We start from the raw sequence: 22263 nt of genomic DNA on the forward strand, positions 1-22263 counted from the left end.
ACGGCTCTAACCTATTCAATGCCAGCCCGCCTGCCGCCTTTTCACCTTGATTTTGATTCTAGTGATATATGTCCATAGAAACTATTAATTCTTTTGCTCAACTTGCCCTTGCACCCGCTATTCTTCAAGCTGTTGATGAAGTCGGTTACGAGTCTCCTTCTCCCATTCAGGCAGAAAGTATTCCTCCTTTGTTGGCGGGGCGCGATCTGTTGGGACAAGCACAAACCGGCACCGGGAAAACCGCTGCTTTTGCTTTGCCCTTATTAAGCCGCTTGGACGTGTCCCAAGCGTATCCACAAATTTTGGTTCTCACACCCACGCGGGAATTGGCCATTCAAGTCGCCGAAGCCATGCAAACCTATGCCCGCCATCTCAAGGGATTTCATGTCTTGCCTGTGTATGGCGGTCAAGGCATGAGCAGCCAATTACGTCAATTAAAACGCGGCGTTCATGCTGTCGTTGGTACGCCTGGACGGATTTTGGATCACTTGCGTCGTGGCACGTTAGTGTTATCACAACTGAGAAGTGTGGTACTCGACGAAGCCGACGAAATGTTACGCATGGGATTTATTGATGATGTCGAAGAAATCTTAAAACATACGCCCAGTTCGCGTCAGGTGGCTTTATTTTCTGCCACGATGCCTTCGGTGATTCGTCAAGTGGCACACCGCCATCTGCGCGATCCCATAGAAATTCACATTAAGACCAAAACGGCCACCGTTTCCAGCATTAACCAACGTTATTGGCAAGTCACTGGTGTCCATAAATTGGACGCTTTAACGCGCATGTTGGAAATTGAAGATTTTGATGCCATGTTAATTTTCGTGCGCACCAAAACCTCAACGGTCGAATTGTCCGAAAAATTGGAAGCCCGCGGCCACGCCAGCGCACCATTAAACGGCGATATGAATCAAATTTTGCGAGAAAAAACCATTGAAGGCTTGCGCAATGGAACGATTGACATTGTGATTGCGACGGATGTGGCGGCGCGGGGCTTAGATGTAGAACGCATCAGCCACGTGATCAATTACGACATTCCCACAGACACAGAAGCCTATGTACACCGCATTGGTCGTACAGGTCGCGCAGGACGCAAAGGAGAAGCCATCTTATTTGTTTCCCCGCGTGAACGTCGTATGTTACGCGCCATCGAACGCGCCACTCACCAAACCATTTCGCCCATGAAATTACCCAGTCATGCCGATGTGGTGGATCGAAGAATTGCGCAGTTTAAACAGCAATTAAACGAAACATTAGAAGCCCAAGATTTAGATTTCTTCACGGATTTAATTGCGCAATACCAAGAAGAATATGATGTGTCTTTGGAAGAAATCTGTGCGGCTTTGGCCTTTTTGGTACAACGGGAACGTCCTTTATTGCTGCCCGCTGCTCCAGAAGTGCCTTTTAACGCGGCTGATGACTTCGACGATTCGCGCAGCAGCGGTGGCGGCGGACGGCGCAATTCCCGCCACGGAGACGATGTGGGCAATCAACCCGAACCCGGTATGATTCGTTACCGTATTGAAGTCGGGCGCACACATGGTGTACAACCCAAGCACATTGTTGGCGCAATCGCCAACGAAGCCAACTTGGACAGTCAATATATCGGCCATATTAAATTGTTCGACCATTTTAGTACGGTTGATTTACCGGCGGATTTACCGGCGGAATTATTCCAACATCTGCAAAAAGTCTGGGTTTGCGGTCAACAATTGCAAATCAGCGTGGACAATAAACCCAGTGGTGGTTCAGATCGGGGTCGTCCGCCGCGTCGTCCGTCTCGTGGAGAATACCGTGGTGATTCTCGTGACTCCCGCGATTCTCGTGACTCCCGCGACTCCCGCGACAGCAGAGATCGGGGTAGCAATGATCGCAGTAGCGATTCTCGTCCGCGGGGTTATCGCCGCTAAATTATTTTTAGCGTATTATTTTTATTAATTTTTTCTCGTTCTCAAGTATTATTTGGGAACGAGAAAAGCTAAATCACGATTTAGCCGTTTCCTCACACTAAAAAATATGTTTTACACTTCCTGCTTACTACGAATGTCACTCTTCTAAAACTTTCATCAACCACTGAACTTGAGATCACTTTATGACGCTCAAACTAACGCTACTCCCCTGGTTGTTCATGCTATTTCTGAGTGGGTGTGTTTCCGTACCCCTTATTGGTTCTGGGCAAACTGACCCCGCGCAAACATCCGATCCCACCCAACACGCTCGCCGTTTTGAACAACAAGGCAATTATCTTGCCGCTGCAAAAAGCTATATCCAACTGGCCACTAAAGCCAAACCCCCCCTACAACAAGAATATTATTTATCCGCCGTCGAATCCTATTTAAAAGGAAACATGTTTGTGGAGGCACGGATTGAATTATCGCGTTTAAATCTCGCCCCCGCCCCCCAACTCATGCCTCGCCAACAAATTGCTGCCGCTCGTTTGGACATTGCTGAAGGACAACCTTTGTTGGCCTTGCAACGATTACAACAAGTGGTGCCTCCGCCTGAATGGCGTGTTCCTTACCAGCAAACGCAGATTTTAGCTCTGGAAGCCCAAGGCAATTTAGTACAGGCCGTACAAGCACGAGTCGCTCTAAGCAACTTACTAACGACAGATCGCCCCGCATTATTGGCTAATCATGATCAATTGTGGAAATTATTGGCACAAATCCCCGATACCCAATTGACTGAATTAATGCGTCAGCAGCAAAAAGAAGTACAAGGTTGGGTGAGTTTAGCCTTATTGGTGCGTCATAGCAGTGCGGCGACACGCTTACCTTTATTACTCAGCAATTGGCAGAGCGAATACCCTCAACATCCTGCTACCATTGACATTATCCCCATGTTACAACAAGGGAAACAACCCACTTTACCTGTTGCCTCTCGACGGATCGCACTGTTATTGCCGTTGAGTGGTCAATTCAAAGTACAAGCTGAGGCGATTCGTGATGGTTTTGTGGCGGCGTGGTATGCGGACGGTGGGGCTAATAATCGCTCAGAAATCGATATTCAAGATGTGACGGGTAAAAATGCCCAACAAGTCTATCAAGAAGCGGTCAATAATGGAGCAACGGTGGTAGTGGGGCCGCTTGAGCGGGATTCAATTTTACAATTAGCCAGTGGGCAAAGTAGTTTACCTGTTCCCACATTGGCATTAAATTACGTTCCCATGCCAAATTATGTCGCTAATTTATTCCAATTTGGTTTAGCTCCAGATCGGGAAGCGGTGACAGTTGCGTTGCGTGCTTGGGCGGATGGGCATCGACGAGCGATTGTTGTTGTACCTCAAGGCGCGTGGGGAGATCGGGTTGGGGCTGCTTTTCGAGACACATGGACTCGTCAGGGCGGTCAGGTGATTCGTACCCAAGTGTATGGCAGTGATAATATTAGTACGGTATTAAAAGCATTGGGCAATGCCAGCACTGATGCGGTATTGCTTGGTGCTTACCCACGGGAAGCCAGAATGATTGTGCCTTTTTTTACTGGGCGATCAATGGCGATTTATGGCACGTCAGCGGTTTACAGCGATGCGGTGCAACGTCCTGATTTAAATAGAGATTTAGAAGGTTTACTGTTTGGGGATATGCCATGGGTACTGGCACCAGACTCTTCCGCATTACAATTACAAAATACCATCCAACAACAATGGCCTGCACTCTACCGAGAACACAGTCGGGTGTATGCGTTTGGTGTGGATGCGTATCAAGTTTTGCGTACTCTAGTACAAGCCCGTCCGGGAACACAACATCAAGGGCAAACGGGATTATTGACTTTTAACAATAATGGGGATTTAGATCGTGGCTTAATGTGGGCGCGATTTATCAATGGGACAGCCAGCCCTATGTCAAGCGATGGTGTCCAACGTATGGCAGAATGATGCCGTCTTCCGCTTCTCAACAACAACTCGGACGATGGGCAGAAGACACTGCCCGTCGTCATTTGTGTGCGCAGGGTTTAACGTGGCTGTGCAGCAATTATCGTTGTCGTTTTGGCGAAATTGATCTGATCATGCAACAAGGTGAAGTGATTGTTCTTGTGGAAGTGCGTTATCGTAAAAATACCCATTATGGTGGAGCCGCAGTCAGTATTGATGCCCGCAAACAACAACGCTTGTTACATACCGCTTCTCACTATTTGCAGCATCATCCTGAACTGGCTGATTGTACTTGTCGTTTTGATGCCGTGTTATTGGAAGGTGATCTGCATTCTCCCCAATTAGATTGGGTAATAGATGCGTTTCAAGCCAGTTAAAAATTTGAGTGAGATAATGACCATGCAACATGTCGCCTCTTTACGTTATGAAGTGATATTTAAGAAAGCCTTTTGTGATGTAGAAATCTTTAAGGCGTTTGTCAAGGATTTTATTGGTATTGATTTGAAAATTGATAAAGTCGAAACCGAAAAGAAATTTGAGAATCCGATTGGTAATGTGGATTCACGATTTGATTTATATGCTGAAGATTTAGAAAATCGGGTGATTGTTGATATTCAACATCGTCGTTATGATGATCATTATGATCGTTTTTTACATTACCATTGTGCGGCGTTATTGCAACAGGTGGAAAGTGCCGCGAATTATGCACCGCAATTAACGGTTTTTACGATTGTCGTTTCCACTTCTGGCACAAAAGAAGATGTGGCGATTGCTGAAATTAATTTTGATCCCGTGGATTATTTTACTAAGCGAGCCTTGAATAAAATTCAGCATCGTGTACTTTATCTTTCTCCCAAACATGTGAATGCAGAGACACCAGAGCCTTATCAAGAATGGTTGAAAGTGATTCAAGACAGTTTAGATGAGCAAATCGACGAGAGTATTTATCATAAACAAGCAGTACTAAAAATTGTGAATTTGATTAAACGCGATGGCTTAACGCCACAAGACCGCGCCCGCATGAAAGATGAGTATGCCGAAGCCCAATTGCGGGTGAAAGAAAAACTAGAGGAAAGGGAGATTGGGATTGAGATTGGTGTTGAGAAGGGAATAGGGATCGGTGTTGAGAAGGGAATAGAGATTGGTGTTGAGAAAGGCAAATTAGAAACTGCCAAAAATCTTTTCGCTCAAGGTTTATCGGTAGAATTAATTGAGAAAAGCACGGGAATTGCGCGAGAACTTTTTACCAAAATGGAATAACAAACTATGCAACATGTCGCCTCTTTACGTTATGAAGTGATATTTAAGAAAGCCTTTTGTGATGTAGAAATCTTTAAGGCGTTTGTCAAGGATTTTATTGGTATTGATTTGAAAATTGATAAAGTCGAAACCGAAAAGAAATTTGAGAATCCGATTGGTAATGTGGATTCACGATTTGATTTATATGCTGAAGATTTAGAAAATCGGGTGATTGTTGATATTCAACATCGTCGTTATGATGATCATTATGATCGTTTTTTACATTACCATTGTGCGGCGTTATTGCAACAGGTGGAAAGTGCCGCGAATTATGCACCGCAATTAACGGTTTTTACGATTGTCGTTTCCACTTCTGGCACAAAAGAAGATGTGGCGATTGCTGAAATTAATTTTGATCCCGTGGATTATTTTACTAAGCGAGCCTTGAATAAAATTCAGCATCGTGTACTTTATCTTTCTCCCAAACATGTGAATGCAGAGACACCAGAGCCTTATCAAGAATGGTTGAAAGTGATTCAAGACAGTTTAGATGAGCAAATCGACGAGAGTATTTATCATAAACAAGCAATATTAAAAATTGTGAATTTGATTAAACGCGATGGCTTAACACCACAAGACCGCGCCCGCATGAAAGATGAGTATGCCGAAGCCCAATTGCGGGAAAAAGAAAAACTGGAAGAAAGGGAGATCGGAATTGAGGAAGGTAAATTAGAAGTTGCTAAAAATCTTTTCGCTCAAGGTTTATCGATAGAATTAATTGAGAAAAGCACAGGAATTGCCCGCGACGTTTTTTTGAAAAACACCATACCCGAGAGTAAATATTAATGAACACATCTAACCAATTTGAAGCCTTGTTTAAACAATTTACTGAGCAACTACCTAAAGGTGCTTTAGAACTGCAAAAGGATTTAGAGAAAAACATGCGCGTGGCTATGGAAGCCACATTTAGACGTATGAATTTGGTCACGCGAGAGGAATTTGAGATTCAAGCGGCGGTTTTAGCCAAAACACGCGCTAAATTGGAAGCCCTAGAAGCCCAAGTCGCTGCCTTAGAAGCCCGAATGCAAAACGACTCTGCTCCATCCACTTTGGATAGTGCAAGTTAAAATGAGTATTCGTCGTTTTGAAGACATCACACCACAGATTGATCCATCAGCTTATCTTGATTCGTTGTCTTTGGTGTTGGGACGGGTAAAAATTGCGGCACAGGCTTCGCTATGGCCGTATGCGGTGGCGCGAGGGGATGTGCAGTCCATTGAGATCGGCGCACGCACCAATGTACAAGATCATGCGATGTTACATGTCACCCATGATGGCCGTTATTCTCCGGGCGGGCGCGCTTTGGTGATTGGCGACGCAGTCACTATCGGACACCATGCGACACTCCATGCTTGTACGATTGAACACCATTGTTTGATCGGCATTGGTGCGGTGGTGTTGGATGGTGCGCATTTAGAATCTTATGTTTTACTGGCCGCCGGCAGCTTAGTCCCACCGAATAAACGCTTATGTGGAGGGTATTTGTGGCGCGGTAATCCAGTACAACAAGCGCGTCCCCTGACAGAACAAGAACGGGAATTTTTCGATTATTCGGCGAATCAATATGTATTATTAGCGCAACGGCATCAACAGGCCAGCGTTGTGATTTCACGAGATGCCGCTGCACATGGCGTTTAAAACCGCATCGACAATTGTTTTACATGATTATTTTGAACAAATTGAAGGCGGTGGCCAATTAAGTCGTTGTTTAGCGGAACAATTGCCTGCGGATTTGGCGTATGGTTTTGCGTGTTTACCGCGGCCGTTGTTGCGTGGGGGAAAAGAGTGGGATTTGCAGCAATTTAGTGCCATTCCTTTGTGGCGACAATTTAAATTAGCGCGGGCGTTTGCACAGCAAACGGCTTTTTTAAATGAATATGACACGGTGATTTACAGTGGTTTTTATACGCCATTGGCTGTGCATCAACGTAAGAAATACGGTAATGTGTTATATTGTCACACGCCGCCGCGTTTTATTTATGATCAGAAAGCATTTTATCAACAACGCCTTCCATGGTTATTACGGCCGTTATTAAATGCCTTTATTACCTATTTACAACCTCGTTATGAATCGGCAGTCAAGCAAATGCAATTGGTTATTGCCAATTCGCAGCATGTGCGAGCGCGAATTCAGCATTATTTGGGCTGCGATGCGGCGGTGATTTATCCGCCTTGTGATATGCAACAATTTCGTTGGTTAGAACAAGGAAATTATTATTTATCCACGGCGCGTTTAGACCCGCTGAAACGAGTGGATCAACTTGTGCGGGCTTTTTTAGAATTACCTGATCGTCAATTGGTGGTGGCATCGGGCGGGAGTGAGTTGGCGCGTTTGAAAAAATTGGCACAAGGCGCGTCGCACATTCATTTTACGGGTTGGTTATCGGCGACACAATTGGCGGATGTGGTGGGGCGGGCGATGGCGACTTTATATGTGCCTTATGCTGAAGATTTTGGCATGTCGCCTGTGGAATCCATGTCCGCAGGTAAACCCGTTATTGGCGTGGCGGAGGGCGGTTTATTGGAAACGGTGATTCATGGGGAAACAGGTCTTCTTCTACCCCCGAATTTTGATCTTTCTCAATTACAAGCGGCCATTTTGGCATTAACGCCTTCTCGTGCTTTGACCATGCGCCATGCGTGTGAGCGGCGCGCACAACAATTTAGCACATCACGTTTTATCGCAGAAATGAGACAACAATTGTCTTTGCTCGAAAAATAATAAAGGCATGAATCTTTTGAATTCATGCCTTTTATTTTTACTAACTATGATAATGATCTAAAGGATTATTCAGCCTTATTTAAACCATAAATATAAGCAGCTAATAAATGCACTTTGGCATCACCTAAAAACTCGCCATGTGCGGGCATCACACCACGACGACCATAGGTCACAGTTTCTTTGATGGCTTCTCTTGAACCACCATACAACCAAATATTGTCTGTCAAGTTAGGTGCGCCCAGCGCGTGCATCCCCGTTCCTGTTGGCATGTGACAAGCCACACAGACCTTGCCGTAAACGGCTTGGCCTTTCTGGGCTAACTCGGCGTTGACTTCACGACCGCTGAGTTGCATCACATATTCAATCACGTGATCCACTTCTTCAGGTTGTAAATTGTTGGTTTTGGCATCGGGCATTACAGCATTACGGCCTTTGGCAATTGAGGTTTTAATGGCCTGCGGACTGTCGCCCCACAACCAATCTCCATCCTTCAAATTGGGATAGCCCGGATTGCCACCAGCGTCCGAACCATGACACGCTGTGCAGTAAGTTAAAAACAAACGTTCACCAATTTGCAGCGCATCTTGATTTTTGACCAACTCTTCAACGGGTAACGTGGCGTATTTGGCATAAATTGGTCCATAAGCCGCCTCAGCCGAATCCACTTCCATTTGATATTGGTTGGTAGAAGTCCAGCCCAAAATACCTTTAAACGATCCCAGACCCGGAAACAAAATCAAATAAATTAAGCCAAACACCAACGTGATGTAAAACATATTTAACCACCACATTGGCAAGGGATTGTTCAGTTCAGCCAATGACTCATCCCAAACATGCCCCATCGTTTTTGCGCCATCTTTGTCTTCGGGACGCTCTCCACCAGATTGCCACCACACCAGCCAAAAACACGCGGCAATCCCCAGCAGAGTAGGAACGATAATAAACCAATCCCAAAAATCACTCACAAATACATCGCTATCAAACATTGTGTTTATCCTTTGTTGATTTTATAGAATCATCATCTTCAAGCAAATCACGATTGATTTCATCAAAGTGCGCTTTGCGTTTGCTGCTGTAAGCCCAAAATGTGATCCCCATGAAGATGACAAAAACAACCACCGTCCAAACAGACTGGAACACTGAATAAAACGTTTCCACCTTTATCTCCGTGTTTTAATGTGAACGCCTAAACCTTGCAAATAAGCAATTACGGCATCCATTTCAGTCTTACCTTCTAACATTGACGGGGCTTTAGCGATTTCCTCATCCGTGTAGGGGTGTCCTAAGGTTCTGAGGACTTCCATTTTACGTTGAATTCCTGTGGTTTTTAACGGTGTCGTTTGTAACCAAGGATAACCGGGCATCACCGATTCTGGCACTACATCACGAGGGTTGATCAAATGGACACGATGCCATTCATTACTATAACGACCGCCCACACGATGTAAGTCAGGTCCTGTCCGTTTTGATCCCCATTGGAATGGACGATCATAAACATACTCGCCCGCAACAGAATAATGACCATAACGCTCAGTTTCAGCACGGAAAGGACGAATCATTTGTGAATGACACAAATAGCACCCCTCGCGCACATAAATATCACGTCCTTCCAAACTCAAGGCATCGTAGGGTTTTAAGCCTTCGACGGGTTGCGTGGCCGCAGGCATAAAAAACAGCGGCACAATTTGCACCAAACCACCTATGCTCACCACCAAAGTAATCAAGATGATCAGCAGGCCGACGTTTGTTTCAACTTTCTCATGGGAATTTGCTGCCATTGTAACTAAGCTCCTTCAACTTCAAATTCATCTGGCATGAATAACGACTCAGTCTGACAAGCCATCACGGCTGTCAGCACTGAGCATTAACGGGAATTAATGGGCATGGGCAAGTTGGGGATCAGGGATTTTTGCTTCCACTGCTTTAGCCCCTGCAACGGTGCGCCATACGTTGTAAGCCATAATGATTGCCCCCAGTAAGAAGAATGCCCCACCAATAAAGCGTGTGACATAGAAGGGGTGCATGGCTTGCACAGATTCCACAAAACTGTAAGTCAATGTGCCGTCTGCATTAGTCGCACGCCACATCAAGCCTTGCATAATGCCAGAAACCCACATCGCAGCGATATACAACACCACGCCAATCGTCGCCACCCAGAAGTGAACTTCAATTAACTTAATGCTATACATTTCGCGTCCGAATAAGCGAGGAATTAAATAGTACAAACTCCCCATACTCACCATCGCCACCCAGCCTAACGCGCCAGAGTGAACGTGACCAATTGTCCAATCGGTGTAATGAGACAAGGCATTGACTGTCTTAATCGCCATCATGGGGCCTTCAAACGTGGACATCCCATAGAAAGACACAGAAACAATCAAGAAACGCAACACCGGATCAGAACGCAATTTTTCCCACGCACCAGACAAGGTCATGATTCCGTTGATCATCCCGCCCCAAGACGGTGCTAACAGAATCAACGACATCACCATCCCTAATGTTTGCGTCCAATCGGGTAAGGCAGTGTAATGCAAATGGTGAGGACCTGCCCAAATATAGGTGAAAATCAAAGCCCAAAAGTGAACAATCGATAAACGATAGGAATAAACCGGACGGTTGGCTTGTTTAGGAATAAAATAATACATCATACCCAAAAAGCCCGCGGTCAAGAAGAAACCTACCGCATTATGTCCATACCACCATTGAACCATCGCATCTTGAACCCCAGCATAAGCAGAGTAAGAATGGAATAATGAAGTGGGTAAGGCCAAGTTATTAAAGATGTGCAGAATGGCGATGGTGATGATAAAAGCACCATAGAACCAGTTGGCCACATAGATATGTCTTACTTTACGCTTAGCGATAGTTCCAAAGAACACAATGGCATAAACCACCCAAACCGCAGCGATGAGTAAATCAATGGGCCATATTAATTCGGCATATTCCTTACTTTGGGTCAATCCCAACGGCAAAGTGATGGCAGCCAGTACGATAACCGCTTGCCAACCCCAGAAGGTGAAAGCCGCCAATTTATCGGAAATCAAGCGCACATGACACGTCCGTTGTACAACGTAATAGGACGTAGCAAATAACGCCGAACCACCGAACGCAAAAATCACTGCATTAGTATGCAGCGGACGTAAGCGACCAAAGGTCAACCACGCAATATCAAAGTTCAACGCCGGCCATGCTAATTGTGCTGCAATAAGCACCCCGACCGTCATACCAACAATAGCCCAAACAATCGCCATAATGGCAAATTGTCTTACTACTTTATAATTATATGTTGCTTGCTCTACCACATGCTTCTCCTAACTACTTGAATAGATAACCAAAGAAGACTTTTATTCCATCCAAACACCCCATTCCAATCCGCTGCGACAAGAGGATTGTAGGATCATCCTGCGGGGAATGGTTTGTTGTAAACAGAAAGGTACACCTTCGACCCGCTCATTATAACGAGTAAACCGTGAATGCACAGCCTAGCAAACCGCTTACATGTAAAAAAATCAGGTCAAGCTGTGTGTAATTCATCAACTTTAGTGGTTAATTAAAGGTAAAACTGATTTTACGCCATAACGATTTATGAAAATGACTGTAAAACAATTTTCCCCACATTTTTGTTTTGCGCCATATAGCGGTGGGCAGCCGCTACATTTTCCATGTCAAACACCGTGTCAATTATCGGCCGAAGCGTTTTATCAGCCAACAAAGGCAGCCAATGCGTGACGAAACGTTGCACCATCACTCGCTTTTCTGCCAACGGGCGCGTGCGCAAAATAAAGCCCTTTATCTGCACATGATGCGTTAAGAGACGCGCCAGAGAGATGTCCGTCCGATGCCCAGCCATCAAAGCCAACATCACCAAACGCCCGCCCGCACGTAACAAATTTAAATGCAAGTTGACCTCTCGCGCCCCAATCACATCTTGAATCACATCAATACCTTGCTCATGCGTTAAAGCCATGATATTGGCAGCGAGGTCTTGGGTTTGATCGTGAATCACGGCAGAAACGCCCAATTGTCGAATTTTCTGCACTTTATCCGCGCTACCAGTGGTGGCAAAAACTTCGGCACCGAGATAAATCGCCATTTGTACGGTCGTTGTGCCTATACCGCTGCCGGCGGCGCGAATTAACACCCGTTCTCCCGCTTGCACCTGTCCCAATTCGACTAAGGTTTCATGCGCAGTGACAAAAGCTTCGATAACAGCAGCCGCTTCAATATCCGACAAACTGTCAGGAGTCGGCACCGCCAACTGCGCATCCATCGCCACATATTCCGAATATGCACCGCCGCCCACCAAACCAAATACCCGTTGTCCCACCGTTAAATGTGCAACAGATTCCCCCACGGCGACAATTTCCCCAGCGGTTTCCAAGCCCAAAATGGAAGATTCTCCAGCGGGTGGCGCGTAAAGTCCCCGACGTTGCAAAATATCCGCACGGTTCATTCCTACCGCACTGACTTTGACCAAAACCTGTTCGGGAGAACACTGCGGTCGCGGCACCTGCCCTATGCGCAGTCTGTCTTCATCTCCAAAACCATCTGCAACAATGGCCCGCATCATGTTAGAGGTAATCCAGTAATAAACGCAAATCTTTCTCTTGAATCACCACATTAGCTTGTTTTTGCAAAATCTCCCGCGCACAAAAAGCCACCTTTTTCGCCGCAAAAGGAAACATTGACGCATCATTCGCCCCATCACCAACCGCAATCGTTTGCTCTGGACTGATGCCCAATAATTGTTGTAAACGCTGCAACATTTTGCCTTTGGAGTCGTTAAACATCATTTCTCCGCCGACTTTACCGGTCAAAAAACCATCTTTATGGTGCAGAATATTGGCAAATTCGGCATCTACGCCCAATTTTTCCCCAAAATAAGCCGTTGCTTGACGAAATCCTCCAGAGAATACTACGACTTTATAACCCAACTGTTTTAATGTTCGCACCGTTTCCATTGCCCCCGGCATCAACGGCAATTGATGGCAAATGCTCAACACCTGCGGATAAGGAATGCCCACCAGTAATTCAACTCGTGCCGTCAAGGCTTCAAAAAAATCCAATTCTCCCGCCATCGCCCGTTCTGTAATCGCAGACACCGCAGCTTTTTGTCCACAAGCGGCAGAAATTTCATTGATCGTTTCGCCATCCATCAAGGTCGAATCAAAATCAAACACACACAATTTAGTCATTTAATCCGTTCCAATCGTCACGCTGATGTCGCAATTTTCCGTGTAATTGTTACAATTTTCCAAAGCCATCAATTGGGCATCCTGCTCATATCGCCCGTGGCCGGTACCAAAACCATCGTCTCCCTCTGCCAACGCGCCATAACCATTCTTAAACCATAATTCAACACTACAAGACGAATCCTCACTGTCCAAACGCGCCAAACAATTGGCTAAGGCTTCAGATTCAGCCGCATCGCGTGAAGAAAAATTAGTGGCATAACCATGAATTCTCTCTTCTAAAGAGTAGGCAATTGCCCCATATAAATTCTCCGCCAAAACAGACCCTGTGGAACACAGAAAAAAACCACCAAATGCCACACTAAAAAAACGCACATTTTGCTTAAAAAAAGTCATAAAAATACTCCCTTATTCAAGAGATAACGCAGAGGTTAATGATTCACCCTTAATGGGTACTGGGTAAAGCAATGCCGTGTTTCTTCATTTTACGATACAAAGTATTGCGGCTCATTTTCAAACTGGCGGCCGTATTGGTAATATTCCAACGATGACGCTCCAACTCCTGCAACATCACATTGCGCTCGGCCGATTTTAACACATTGTCTCCATTGACCGAATCCACCGATTCCATCGCCGGCGCATCCACAGCAACTTGCACACCCGTAAGCGGCAATTCTCCCTTCGCCGAGCCGTATATCCATTGACAAGAATCAAAGGCACTGACTCCAGTAATTTCTGTGGGCAAATCTTCTACCATAATAGTCTGTTGCGTACACAAAGCCAATGCGGTGCGTAAAACATTACGCAATTGCCGAATATTGCCCGGCCAATCGTAACGCAATAATAATTCAAACGCATCACTGCTGATATGTACCGCTTGCCCATCGCCATTTTCCATTGCTAATACACAGCGAATTAAATGATCTAAATCCGTCCGTTTGCGCAACGGCGGCAAACTTAACGTAATGCCATTTAAACGATAATATAAATCTTCGCGGAATTTTCCGCTGGCAATCAAATCGCCCAATTGATGATGCGTGGCACTGATAATATTTAATTTCACAGGAATCGCCTGCTCACACCCCAACGGCAACACTTCTCGCTCTTCTAACACCCGCAATAAGCGCGTTTGCAAGGCCAACGGCATATCGCCAATTTCGTCTAAAAACAAAGTGCCTTCATGGGATTGTAAAATTTTACCGCGCATCCCTTCGCGCCGCGCTCCCGTAAAAGCCCCGTGTTTGTAGCCAAATAATTCGCTTTCAATCAACGATTCAGGAATTGCCGCACAATTCAACGCCACAAAAGGCTTATTAGCGCGTTGACTGGCTTCATGAATACTTTTAGCGAGGGCTTCTTTTCCTGTTCCCGTTTCGCCTTGCAACAAAATGGCAATGCCTTTGTTCATCACTTTCTGGGCATAACGCATATTAGCGGCCATGCGCGGATCGCGGCCGGCTAAATTAGCTAGATTAATACAAGTATACGTTTCATTCACGGCGGTCATCGCCTCGTTACAGAGGGTTGTTGTGGAAACGTGGGCAGGCTGACGACAAAGAATCGCAGTGGCAGTGGGAAATTGCGGGGTGCGCAATAGCGCGTAATAAGAACGTCCTTGTGCCAGTTCTTGCAATAGGCAAACGTGGTTGGCTTGCCGTCCAGCCCACGCCATCAATGCGGATAGCGGCGTATTAAATACATCGGTTAAACGACGTTGCAACAGGGCATCTCGACGATTCAGATCCAATTGGGTCAAGGCATTTTGATTGCTGGCCAAAATCTGTCCATTTTCATTCACCACAATCAGGCCTTCTCCCACATGTCCGACGTATTCCGCACGGCTGTGGAAGCGCACAATCCATTGATGTCGCCATTGACGAAGAAAACCTAAATTTTCAATTAACTTGGCCGACATTCTCACCAAAGCGGCTGTGTGTTGATGTATTTGTTTGGAATCACGAGAATTGAGCGTGGAAACATCCAAAATCGCCAGCAATTCCCCTTGAGAATCAAAAATCGGCGAGGCAGAACAGGTTAATTGCGTATGTTGAGCGCGAAAATGTTCTTCTCGACAAATGGTCACGGCTTGTTTTTCATGTAAACATGTCCCAATGCCATTCGTGCCTTCTTCTTTTTCACTCCAGACCGCCCCCGGACGCAAACCCGCTTGGGCAAATTGTTGCGATAGCGCAGGATCGCCCACGTAATTGAGAATGATCCCATTGCGGTCGGTCAGAATCACCGAATGTCCAGAACTGGCAATACGCTGATACAACAAAGACATTTCTTCTTGAACAAAATCACCTAATAATTCAGTGACTTGATCTTGATGATCGGTGAGCGTTTGACGTTCAATGACAATGGGTTCGTGCCGTTTGGCTTCGGGGTCTAAGCGATAGCTGTCTAAACAGCGTTCCCATGAGCGAATAATTAAGGCCTCCACAGGATCGATGACTTTAATTTTGTTACGAGTCAGGGCAACGATGCGATCAGAATGATTCATGCTGTTTTCTCAGAAACGATGCAGAGTTTTAGACAAATATTCGGTATCACATTGCTGTGACAGGGAGAATGTCCTTTGGTTGGTGGCCTACTGTGTCGTGGCGTGTCATCAATCGCTGGGGGATTGCCCGCTGGGGTTAAATGCCGTGGATTTGGTTTTGTTATGGGGATGATGACACGTTGGATAGAGGTCAAAATCATCAAGATTCAATCTAAGCAGGCTTCCTATTCAATTGTGCCGAATTCCTGATATAAGTCAATGTGTCTGTGTTGATATTTAGGCTTCTTGCGGAAATCAGTTTGATCTTTGAATTTCAAAATTAAGCACACTGGAGATCATGTTAAAACGTAAAGCAACACCTTTTTGTCAATAGCGATAACATTCGCTGAGTCTGCGAAAAATTTTTAGTGGACGAATTTTGGATAAAAGAGGCTTAATGAACGGAGTTTGCTCTTTTTAGCGGGAGTTTGATGGTTGGGGCGAATGTGGGTTAAATCTTGAGAACTAAAATCTGAAAAAATACACGTTTCTGGAACAATATTTGAGTGACTTAATTTGGATAAAGTAAAGGATAAGACTTTTCTTGCAGAGATTGCTCGGAAAGATTATTATTTTCCTTTTCAGTAGAAACCATTTTTCTAACCAAAGATTGTTTACCAATTAATTGTAACGCTTTATGTTGTATATTTCCATTTATTGCGCTTTTTATAATATTGGCTCTATTTTCTGCATCAATCTTCTGTAATTTATCAAATGGATAAGTATTTTCTTTTAAAATTTTTTCTGGTGATTTTGGAATTCTCGCATTTTTTGAATAATCTGTAAGATAGCTCAGTTTTGAGGATTCTTCTGAGCTTGCTTTTTTCCAGTAATCTGCTTTTCTTGATCGGGTTAGATTATCAGAAAACTTTTCTATATTTTCAACTACAAGCCCCATAGAAAGTTCATCATCAGGTAATTTGCTCGTAGCAACAAAGATAGTTCTATCTCTACTAACGACATATACCAATTTTTTCAGAGTCGTATAATAATACTTTTTAAATAGGAGAGAATAATGAACAAGAGATATGAAGATTTAGAAGAGTTAATGTCAACAGGTGAAGCGAGAGAAGTGAAGCGAGCGATGGCAGTAAGAATGTCTTTGCTTGGTTTTGTGCGTGCGGAAGTGGCTTTAGCGTGCTGTGTCAGTGTGCAATTTGTGGATAAATGGAAAGCCATTTATTTAGCGTCAGGGGTGGAAGGATTAAAGTTAGCGTATAAAGGCTCGCCAGGGTATTTAAAGCCGCGTGAACGAGAAGCGGTTATTAATTGGATACAAGAAAAGAAGACAATAACAATGGAGGAGCTAAAGAGATACTTAAAAGAGGAGTATGGTGTTTTCTATTCTTCAAATACTTCTTATACTAAATTATTAGAAGAAGCGAATTTAAGTTATAAGAAGACACACAAAGAGAATTCGGCAAAAGATGAGGTAAAAGTAGAAGCTAAAAAAAAGAGATTAAGGATTTAATAGATAAGGAGCGTGAACAGATAGAAAGTGGAGAGGTAATGTACTGGATGCAAGACGAAAGCCATCAGTTGTGGGGAGATATTTGTGGTTATATTTGGTCGAAAAAAGGAGAAAGAACGTCAATAAAGATGAGTAATTATCGCACGTCTCAAACGTGGTATGGAGCGGTGAATATTTATACGGGAGAATTTATTTTAGATAGGGCAAAGAAAGCTGATACAAAATATACGATAGACTTTATTAACTGGCTCATTTACAGATATAAAGAAGCCCGTCATGTGATTATTTGGGATGGTGCAAGTTATCATCGTTCTGAAGGTTTAAGAACTTATTTAGAGAAATTAAATGGGGGACTTCCAGAATCAGAATGGAAAGTTCGTTTATTAAGATTTGCGCCTAATGCCCCAGAGCAAAATCCAGTCGAGGATATTTGGCTTCAAGGTAAGAATTGGGTCAGAAAGAATTTTCATCGTCTATCAAGCTTTAAAGAAGTCACTAGTATGTTTGAGACCTTTTTGTCAGGTAAAGTGTTTAAGTTTAATAAAATTAAACAGTATCTTATACCTAATATCTAGCTAGATATTAGAACTTAATTTGTTTTTATATCTCACATAATTTTGGTATAGTGATTAATAGTGTATGTTTTTTCTTTAATTCGATAAGTAGTCACAATTGTTCCTGTCTGGGTATCCATAGGACTTAATTCATCGAAAAAAGAATGTATTTTAAATTTATAGCAGCAGACACTCCCATTTCTGTCTAACGCTCTGATTAATAATTCTTTATTTTTATCAATGCTTGTTTTCTTGTTAGGATTTTTATTATTATAAATAGCAATTATAGTGTAATTATTTACACTATCTTCTGTCCCTTTTTGAAACTCTTCTACATCAGCACATATAACATCCATAACTTGATGCGTTTTTTCTTGAAAATCAAAACTACCTTGCAGCATTTTGTAAAAATCTACATACTCAGAATTAAATTTTTTTCCTATTTTTTTATATAAATTTCCTCCCACTTCTTCACAATAACGCTTGACAGTTCCAAGATAATCAACCATTTTTCGATACAAAACTGAATCTTTATCAGTTGTTATGATTACTGTAGATTCTATATTTTCGCCTTCTAATGCTTGTTTGGTTATATTTTGGCTACCAAGCCAAATTTCTACTTGTCCGTTTCCTAAGTCAAACAAGATAAATTTAGCGTGCATCAAAGGATATTTTCCGTTATCTTTTCGATACATAAACAAATAAATGTTTGCGTTTCTTTCAATCAAACTATTTAGTGAGTCGATATTCGTAGGCTCATGAATATCAACACACATATAGGAATTATTAAGTGCCAATTTTTCAGCCAAACCAGAAATAAAGGGCGCATTAATGCTCCAAAAAGCAACAGCCCCTTTTATAGAAACACATTTTTCTATTGAACACTCCATACGCTCCTTAATGCTTTTTTCGTTTTTGGATTGTAAAAATTCTTCCATTTCCATTTACTTCACGCCTTTAAAATCATAACTTGCTAGATAAATATCCTGAAAAATCACGCCTCGACATGCCTAACTTATTGCCTTGGAGATAGGCATTGTCACACACATTGGAGATTATACACAAAATTTTAATACAGTCAATATGTATTAGCTAAATTATGTAATCGGATATTATTCAGAATTTACCCCCGTCAGTCGTTTATTTCCGCATTTTAAAAAATTCTGTAAATTCTGATTCTGACAAAATAAGGGTTTTGTGAACTCTATTTTTTTGGAAGACCTATTTCTTACCCCGCCGCAGAAAAATCAAACAATTGCGACAACGCCAATCCGGGGTTTTCCGCCCGCATAAACGTCTCACCAATCAGAAACGTGCTAACGCCTGCATTTAACATCAACTGCACATCAGTCGATTGATGAATACCGCTTTCAGTGACCACCAGATGCGTATTTGGAATATATTTTAATAAATCCAATGTGGTCTGTAATGAGACGTTAAAAGTACGCAAATCGCGGTTATTAATGCCAATAAAAGGAATTTTTAAAGTCAAAGCGCGTTCCAATTCTTCATGATCATGCACTTCCACCAACACATCCATGCCCAAATCCAACGCCAATCCCGCCAAATCATGCAGTAACGCTTCTCCCAACGCAGAAATAATGAGTAAAATACAATCCGCACCCAACACCCGCGATTCATAAATCTGATAATCGTCAATCATGAAATCTTTACGCAACACAGGCAATTGACAAGCGGCACGCGCTTGGCGCAAATAATCATCATGGCCTTGAAAAAAATCCTGATCCGTCAATACAGATAAACACGTCGCGCCGTATTGTTGATAATTACTGGCCAATTGATCGGGATAAAACGGATCGCGCAATAACCCTTTACTGGGAGAGGCTTTTTTGATTTCGGCGATGATGCCAGCACGCTGCGCGGTTCGTTGGGTTTCAAGCGCATGAAAAAAACCTCGCGGGGGCGCAAGGTCTTCGATTTGGGAACGTAAGGTTTTTAAAGTGATTTTTTCACTGCGTGCGGCTATTTCTTCCGCTTTGCGCTGTAAAATTTTTTGTAAAATATCAGGGGGGGAAGTCATTAGTATTCCTTTGTGCGGTTCACATCTGACAAGTGAGCCTCTCAAGAATACACTTGAGACGCTCACAGACTGTTAAAATTTAACAGCCCTCATCAACACAGTGAAAAAACTAAGCCGCGTCCAGTCCTTTCATACTTAAACGAATACGACCTTGCTTGTCAATTTCTAACACTTTAACGCGCACCATGTCGTTTTCTTTCAACTTATCGCTGACTTTTTCTACGCGCTCTTCAGAAATTTGGGAAATATGCACCAGACCATCGCGGCCGGGCAAAATGGTCACAAAAGCCCCAAATTCCATCAATTTAACCACTTTACCCTCGTAAATACGCCCAACTTCCACATCCGTCGTGATCAACTCAATACGACGACGCGCTTCTTGACCTGCTTCTAAATCGACGGAGGCAATCTTCACTAAACCATCATCACTGATGTCAATTGTTGCACCCGTTTCCTCAGTCAACGCACGAATGGTTGCGCCACCCTTACCGATAACTTCGCGGATTTTATCGGGTTTAATATAAAAACTCACGATTCTAGGCGCGTGTTTGGACATTTCCAAGCGTGGTTTAGGCAAGGCTTCTTGCATAATATTGAGAATATGTAGACGGCCTTCGCGGGCTTGTGCTAAGGCAATTTGCATGATTTCGCGGGTAATGCCATCAATTTTCATGTCCATTTGCAAGGCAGTGATACCACGAACTGTACCCGCTACCTTGAAATCCATATCGCCTAAGTGGTCTTCATCGCCCATAATGTCAGACAAAACGACAAAACGCTCGCCTTCTTTCACCAAACCCATCGCAATTCCAGCCACAGGAGCTTTAATTGGCACGCCCGCATCCATCAAAGACAAACTTGAACCGCATACGGTAGCCATAGAACTAGAACCATTCGATTCAGTCACTTCAGATACCAAACGAACTGAATACGGAAAATCTTGCAAACTGGGCATAATGGCTTGTACGCCACGTTTAGCCAAACGGCCATGACCGATTTCACGACGTTTTGGTGTGCCGACACGGCCAATCTCACCCACACAATAGGGAGGGAAATTATAATGCAGCATAAAGCCTTCTTTACGCTCACCTTCTAAGGCATCGATCACTTGCGCATCGCGTTCCGTTCCCAGAGTCGTGATCACTAAGGCTTGGGTTTCGCCGCGAGTAAACAGCGCAGAACCATGCGTGCGCGGTAACACGCCTGTGCGAATGGTAATCGGCCGCACAGTGCGATTGTCTCGGCCATCAATACGCGCTGCACCCGATAAAATCGAATCGCGCACCACTGATTTTTCCAATGCGTCCAAAGCCGCCGACACATCGGCCTCTGCCCACACGCTGCCCTCAGCACATAATGTTGCCACGGTTTGGGCGCGTAAATCAGCCACTTGCTGTTGTCTGGCCAATTTTTCGCTGACTTGATAAGCGGCTTGTACGGCAGTGAGTGCGGCATTTTTCACCGCTTCGGTCAATTCGGCATTCACCGCGGCGGCTTGCCACACAAAAGGAGTCACGCCCACTGCGGCCGCAAAATCACGAATCGCACCGATCACAGTTTGCATTTGTGTATGGCCGTATAGCACGGCATTTAACATCACTTCTTCGGGTAATTCTTGGGCTTCAGATTCAACCATTAACACAGCCGATTCTGTCCCGGCCACCACCAAATCCAATTGTGAACTTAACAATTGATTGAAGGTAGGATTCAGCAAAAATTCCCCATTGCGATACCCAACCCGCGCCGCACCTAATGGGCCATGAAACGGTAAACCCGATAAGGTTAAAGCCGCCGATGCCCCAATTAATGCGGGAATATCCGGATCAATCTCTGGATCGAGCGATAAAACAGTGGCGATAATTTGCACTTCGTGATTAAATCCGTCAGTAAATAACGGACGAATCGGACGATCAATCAAGCGGGAAGTCAGCGTTTCTTTTTCAGAAGGGCGGCCTTCTCGCTTATAAAAACTGCCGGGAATGCGTCCCGCGGCGTAACTGCGTTCTTGATAATCGACCGTCAGAGGGAAGAAATCACCTTCTGTCGGTTTGCTGCTGGCGACCACCGTGACTAAAACGACGGTATCGCCCATACTGGCAATAACAGCACTGGTGGCTTGGCGAGCAATTTCGCCGGTTTCCAGAGTGACGCTGTGTTGACCATATTGGAAGGTTTTTTTATGCGGAGCCATTGGTTTCCTCAGACGGTAACGATAACAGTAAATCGGGGTGACACAAATTAACGGCGCAATTCTAAGCGGCTAATTAATTCTTGATAACGGGACAAGTCTTCTTTTTTCAGATAATTCAACAAGCTACGACGTTGGTTCACCATCGTGATCAAGCCACGACGTGAGTGATTGTCTTTCTTGTGTTGTTTGAAGTGTTCGGACAAACTGGAGATATTCGCGCTTAACAAAGCGACTTGGACTTCAGTAGAACCGGTGTCATTCTCGGAACGACCATATTGTTTGACAATTTCTGCTTTTTGTTCAGTAGTTAGCATAGTTTCTCAATTCCTCACAGCGGAGAGTAGTTTAGCTCAGTTAATCAAACGTGTTATTTTAATTCA

Annotated in this window: 23 protein-coding genes; 10 read left to right on the top strand and 13 right to left on the bottom strand. The window is 44.1% G+C overall.

Annotated elements, in window-relative coordinates; genetic code table 11:
- Positions 1 to 68 precede the first annotated feature (68 nt).
- From TPSD3_RS11515 to TPSD3_RS11550, 8 genes are all read left to right on the top strand, one after another.
- The gene (locus tag TPSD3_RS11515) at positions 69 to 1910 is read left to right on the top strand and encodes a DEAD/DEAH box helicase (RefSeq protein WP_086488686.1); all 1842 of its coding nucleotides are present in this window, start codon (positions 69 to 71) and stop codon (positions 1908 to 1910) included.
- A gap of 182 nt (positions 1911 to 2092) precedes the next feature.
- Positions 2093 to 3874, top strand: a complete 1782-nt coding sequence (locus TPSD3_RS11520; RefSeq protein ID WP_086488687.1) for a penicillin-binding protein activator — start codon at positions 2093 to 2095, stop codon at positions 3872 to 3874.
- Positions 3871 to 4248, top strand: a complete 378-nt coding sequence (locus TPSD3_RS11525) for a YraN family protein (RefSeq protein WP_245391585.1) — start codon at positions 3871 to 3873, stop codon at positions 4246 to 4248. The genes TPSD3_RS11520 and TPSD3_RS11525 overlap by 4 nt, the downstream gene beginning before the upstream one ends.
- Positions 4249 to 4264: 16 nt before the next feature.
- Positions 4265 to 5131, top strand: a complete 867-nt coding sequence (locus tag TPSD3_RS11530; protein WP_245391586.1) for a hypothetical protein — start codon at positions 4265 to 4267, stop codon at positions 5129 to 5131.
- A gap of 6 nt (positions 5132 to 5137) precedes the next feature.
- Positions 5138 to 5956 carry a hypothetical protein gene (locus TPSD3_RS11535; protein ID WP_086488688.1) on the top strand — a complete coding sequence of 273 codons (819 nt, stop codon included), beginning with the start codon at positions 5138 to 5140 and terminating at the stop codon, positions 5954 to 5956.
- On the top strand, positions 5956 to 6237 hold the full coding sequence (locus tag TPSD3_RS11540) for an accessory factor UbiK family protein (RefSeq protein WP_086488689.1): 282 nt from the start codon (positions 5956 to 5958) through the stop codon (positions 6235 to 6237). Before TPSD3_RS11535 ends, TPSD3_RS11540 begins: the two co-directional genes overlap by 1 nt.
- A 1-nt stretch (position 6238) precedes the next feature.
- Entirely contained in the window at positions 6239 to 6808 is a 570-nt protein-coding gene (locus TPSD3_RS11545) for a gamma carbonic anhydrase family protein (RefSeq protein ID WP_086488690.1), read from the top strand.
- A complete protein-coding gene (locus tag TPSD3_RS11550) occupies positions 6786 to 7892 on the top strand; it encodes a glycosyltransferase (RefSeq protein ID WP_245391587.1) in 1107 nt (368 codons plus the stop codon). The genes TPSD3_RS11545 and TPSD3_RS11550 overlap by 23 nt, the downstream gene beginning before the upstream one ends.
- A gap of 65 nt (positions 7893 to 7957) precedes the next feature.
- Here the strand turns inward: TPSD3_RS11550 and ccoP are convergent, their stop codons facing one another.
- The 9 genes from ccoP to TPSD3_RS11595 form a co-directional block, all read right to left on the bottom strand.
- The gene (gene ccoP / locus TPSD3_RS11555) at positions 7958 to 8878 is read right to left on the bottom strand and encodes a cytochrome-c oxidase, cbb3-type subunit III (RefSeq protein WP_086488692.1); all 921 of its coding nucleotides are present in this window, start codon (positions 8876 to 8878) and stop codon (positions 7958 to 7960) included.
- On the bottom strand, positions 8871 to 9050 hold the full coding sequence (locus TPSD3_RS11560; RefSeq protein WP_217884444.1) for a cbb3-type cytochrome oxidase subunit 3: 180 nt from the start codon (positions 9048 to 9050) through the stop codon (positions 8871 to 8873). The genes ccoP and TPSD3_RS11560 overlap by 8 nt, the downstream gene beginning before the upstream one ends.
- A gap of 2 nt (positions 9051 to 9052) precedes the next feature.
- A complete protein-coding gene (gene ccoO / locus TPSD3_RS11565; RefSeq protein ID WP_086488693.1) occupies positions 9053 to 9670 on the bottom strand; it encodes a cytochrome-c oxidase, cbb3-type subunit II in 618 nt (205 codons plus the stop codon).
- 96 nt (positions 9671 to 9766) lie between these two features.
- Positions 9767 to 11194: a cytochrome-c oxidase, cbb3-type subunit I gene (gene ccoN / locus TPSD3_RS11570; protein WP_086488694.1), complete on the bottom strand. Its 1428-nt coding sequence runs from the start codon at positions 11192 to 11194 to the stop codon at positions 9767 to 9769.
- Between the two features lie 281 nt (positions 11195 to 11475).
- On the bottom strand, positions 11476 to 12462 hold the full coding sequence (locus TPSD3_RS11575) for an NAD(P)H-quinone oxidoreductase (RefSeq protein WP_086488695.1): 987 nt from the start codon (positions 12460 to 12462) through the stop codon (positions 11476 to 11478).
- A 1-nt stretch (position 12463) separates the two neighbouring features.
- A complete protein-coding gene (serB, locus tag TPSD3_RS11580) occupies positions 12464 to 13087 on the bottom strand; it encodes a phosphoserine phosphatase SerB (RefSeq protein WP_086488696.1) in 624 nt (207 codons plus the stop codon).
- Positions 13088 to 13480: a DUF4189 domain-containing protein gene (locus tag TPSD3_RS11585; protein ID WP_086488697.1), complete on the bottom strand. Its 393-nt coding sequence runs from the start codon at positions 13478 to 13480 to the stop codon at positions 13088 to 13090.
- A gap of 49 nt (positions 13481 to 13529) precedes the next feature.
- Positions 13530 to 15587 (bottom strand): sigma-54-dependent Fis family transcriptional regulator, encoded by a 2058-nt coding sequence (locus TPSD3_RS11590; protein ID WP_086488698.1) that lies wholly within the window; start codon positions 15585 to 15587, stop codon positions 13530 to 13532.
- A gap of 550 nt (positions 15588 to 16137) precedes the next feature.
- Complete coding sequence (locus TPSD3_RS11595) at positions 16138 to 16596, bottom strand: hypothetical protein (RefSeq protein WP_140048545.1); 459 nt, start codon at positions 16594 to 16596, stop codon at positions 16138 to 16140.
- 45 nt (positions 16597 to 16641) lie between these two features.
- Here TPSD3_RS11595 and TPSD3_RS11600 point away from each other — a divergent pair, with 45 nt between their 5' ends.
- Positions 16642 to 17097 carry a helix-turn-helix domain-containing protein gene (locus TPSD3_RS11600; RefSeq protein WP_086488700.1) on the top strand — a complete coding sequence of 152 codons (456 nt, stop codon included), beginning with the start codon at positions 16642 to 16644 and terminating at the stop codon, positions 17095 to 17097.
- A 47-nt stretch (positions 17098 to 17144) separates the two neighbouring features.
- Positions 17145 to 17672: a transposase gene (locus TPSD3_RS11605; RefSeq protein WP_176329741.1), complete on the top strand. Its 528-nt coding sequence runs from the start codon at positions 17145 to 17147 to the stop codon at positions 17670 to 17672.
- A 32-nt stretch (positions 17673 to 17704) separates the two neighbouring features.
- Here TPSD3_RS11605 and TPSD3_RS11610 read toward each other — a convergent pair whose 3' ends face one another.
- The 4 genes from TPSD3_RS11610 to rpsO all read right to left on the bottom strand — a co-directional run bounded on the left by TPSD3_RS11610 (position 17705) and on the right by rpsO (position 22197).
- The gene (locus TPSD3_RS11610) at positions 17705 to 18595 is read right to left on the bottom strand and encodes a phospholipase D-like domain-containing protein (RefSeq protein ID WP_086488701.1); all 891 of its coding nucleotides are present in this window, start codon (positions 18593 to 18595) and stop codon (positions 17705 to 17707) included.
- 284 nt (positions 18596 to 18879) lie between these two features.
- On the bottom strand, positions 18880 to 19692 hold the full coding sequence (gene trpC / locus TPSD3_RS11615; protein ID WP_086488702.1) for an indole-3-glycerol phosphate synthase TrpC: 813 nt from the start codon (positions 19690 to 19692) through the stop codon (positions 18880 to 18882).
- Positions 19693 to 19801: 109 nt separating this feature from the next.
- Positions 19802 to 21883 carry a polyribonucleotide nucleotidyltransferase gene (gene pnp, locus TPSD3_RS11620; RefSeq protein WP_086488703.1) on the bottom strand — a complete coding sequence of 694 codons (2082 nt, stop codon included), beginning with the start codon at positions 21881 to 21883 and terminating at the stop codon, positions 19802 to 19804.
- A 47-nt stretch (positions 21884 to 21930) separates the two neighbouring features.
- A complete protein-coding gene (gene rpsO / locus TPSD3_RS11625; protein WP_086488704.1) occupies positions 21931 to 22197 on the bottom strand; it encodes a 30S ribosomal protein S15 in 267 nt (88 codons plus the stop codon).
- Positions 22198 to 22263: the final 66 nt, after the last annotated feature.

It is taken from the genome of Thioflexithrix psekupsensis (assembly GCF_002149925.1).
GTDB lineage: Bacteria > Pseudomonadota > Gammaproteobacteria > Beggiatoales > Beggiatoaceae > Thioflexithrix > Thioflexithrix psekupsensis.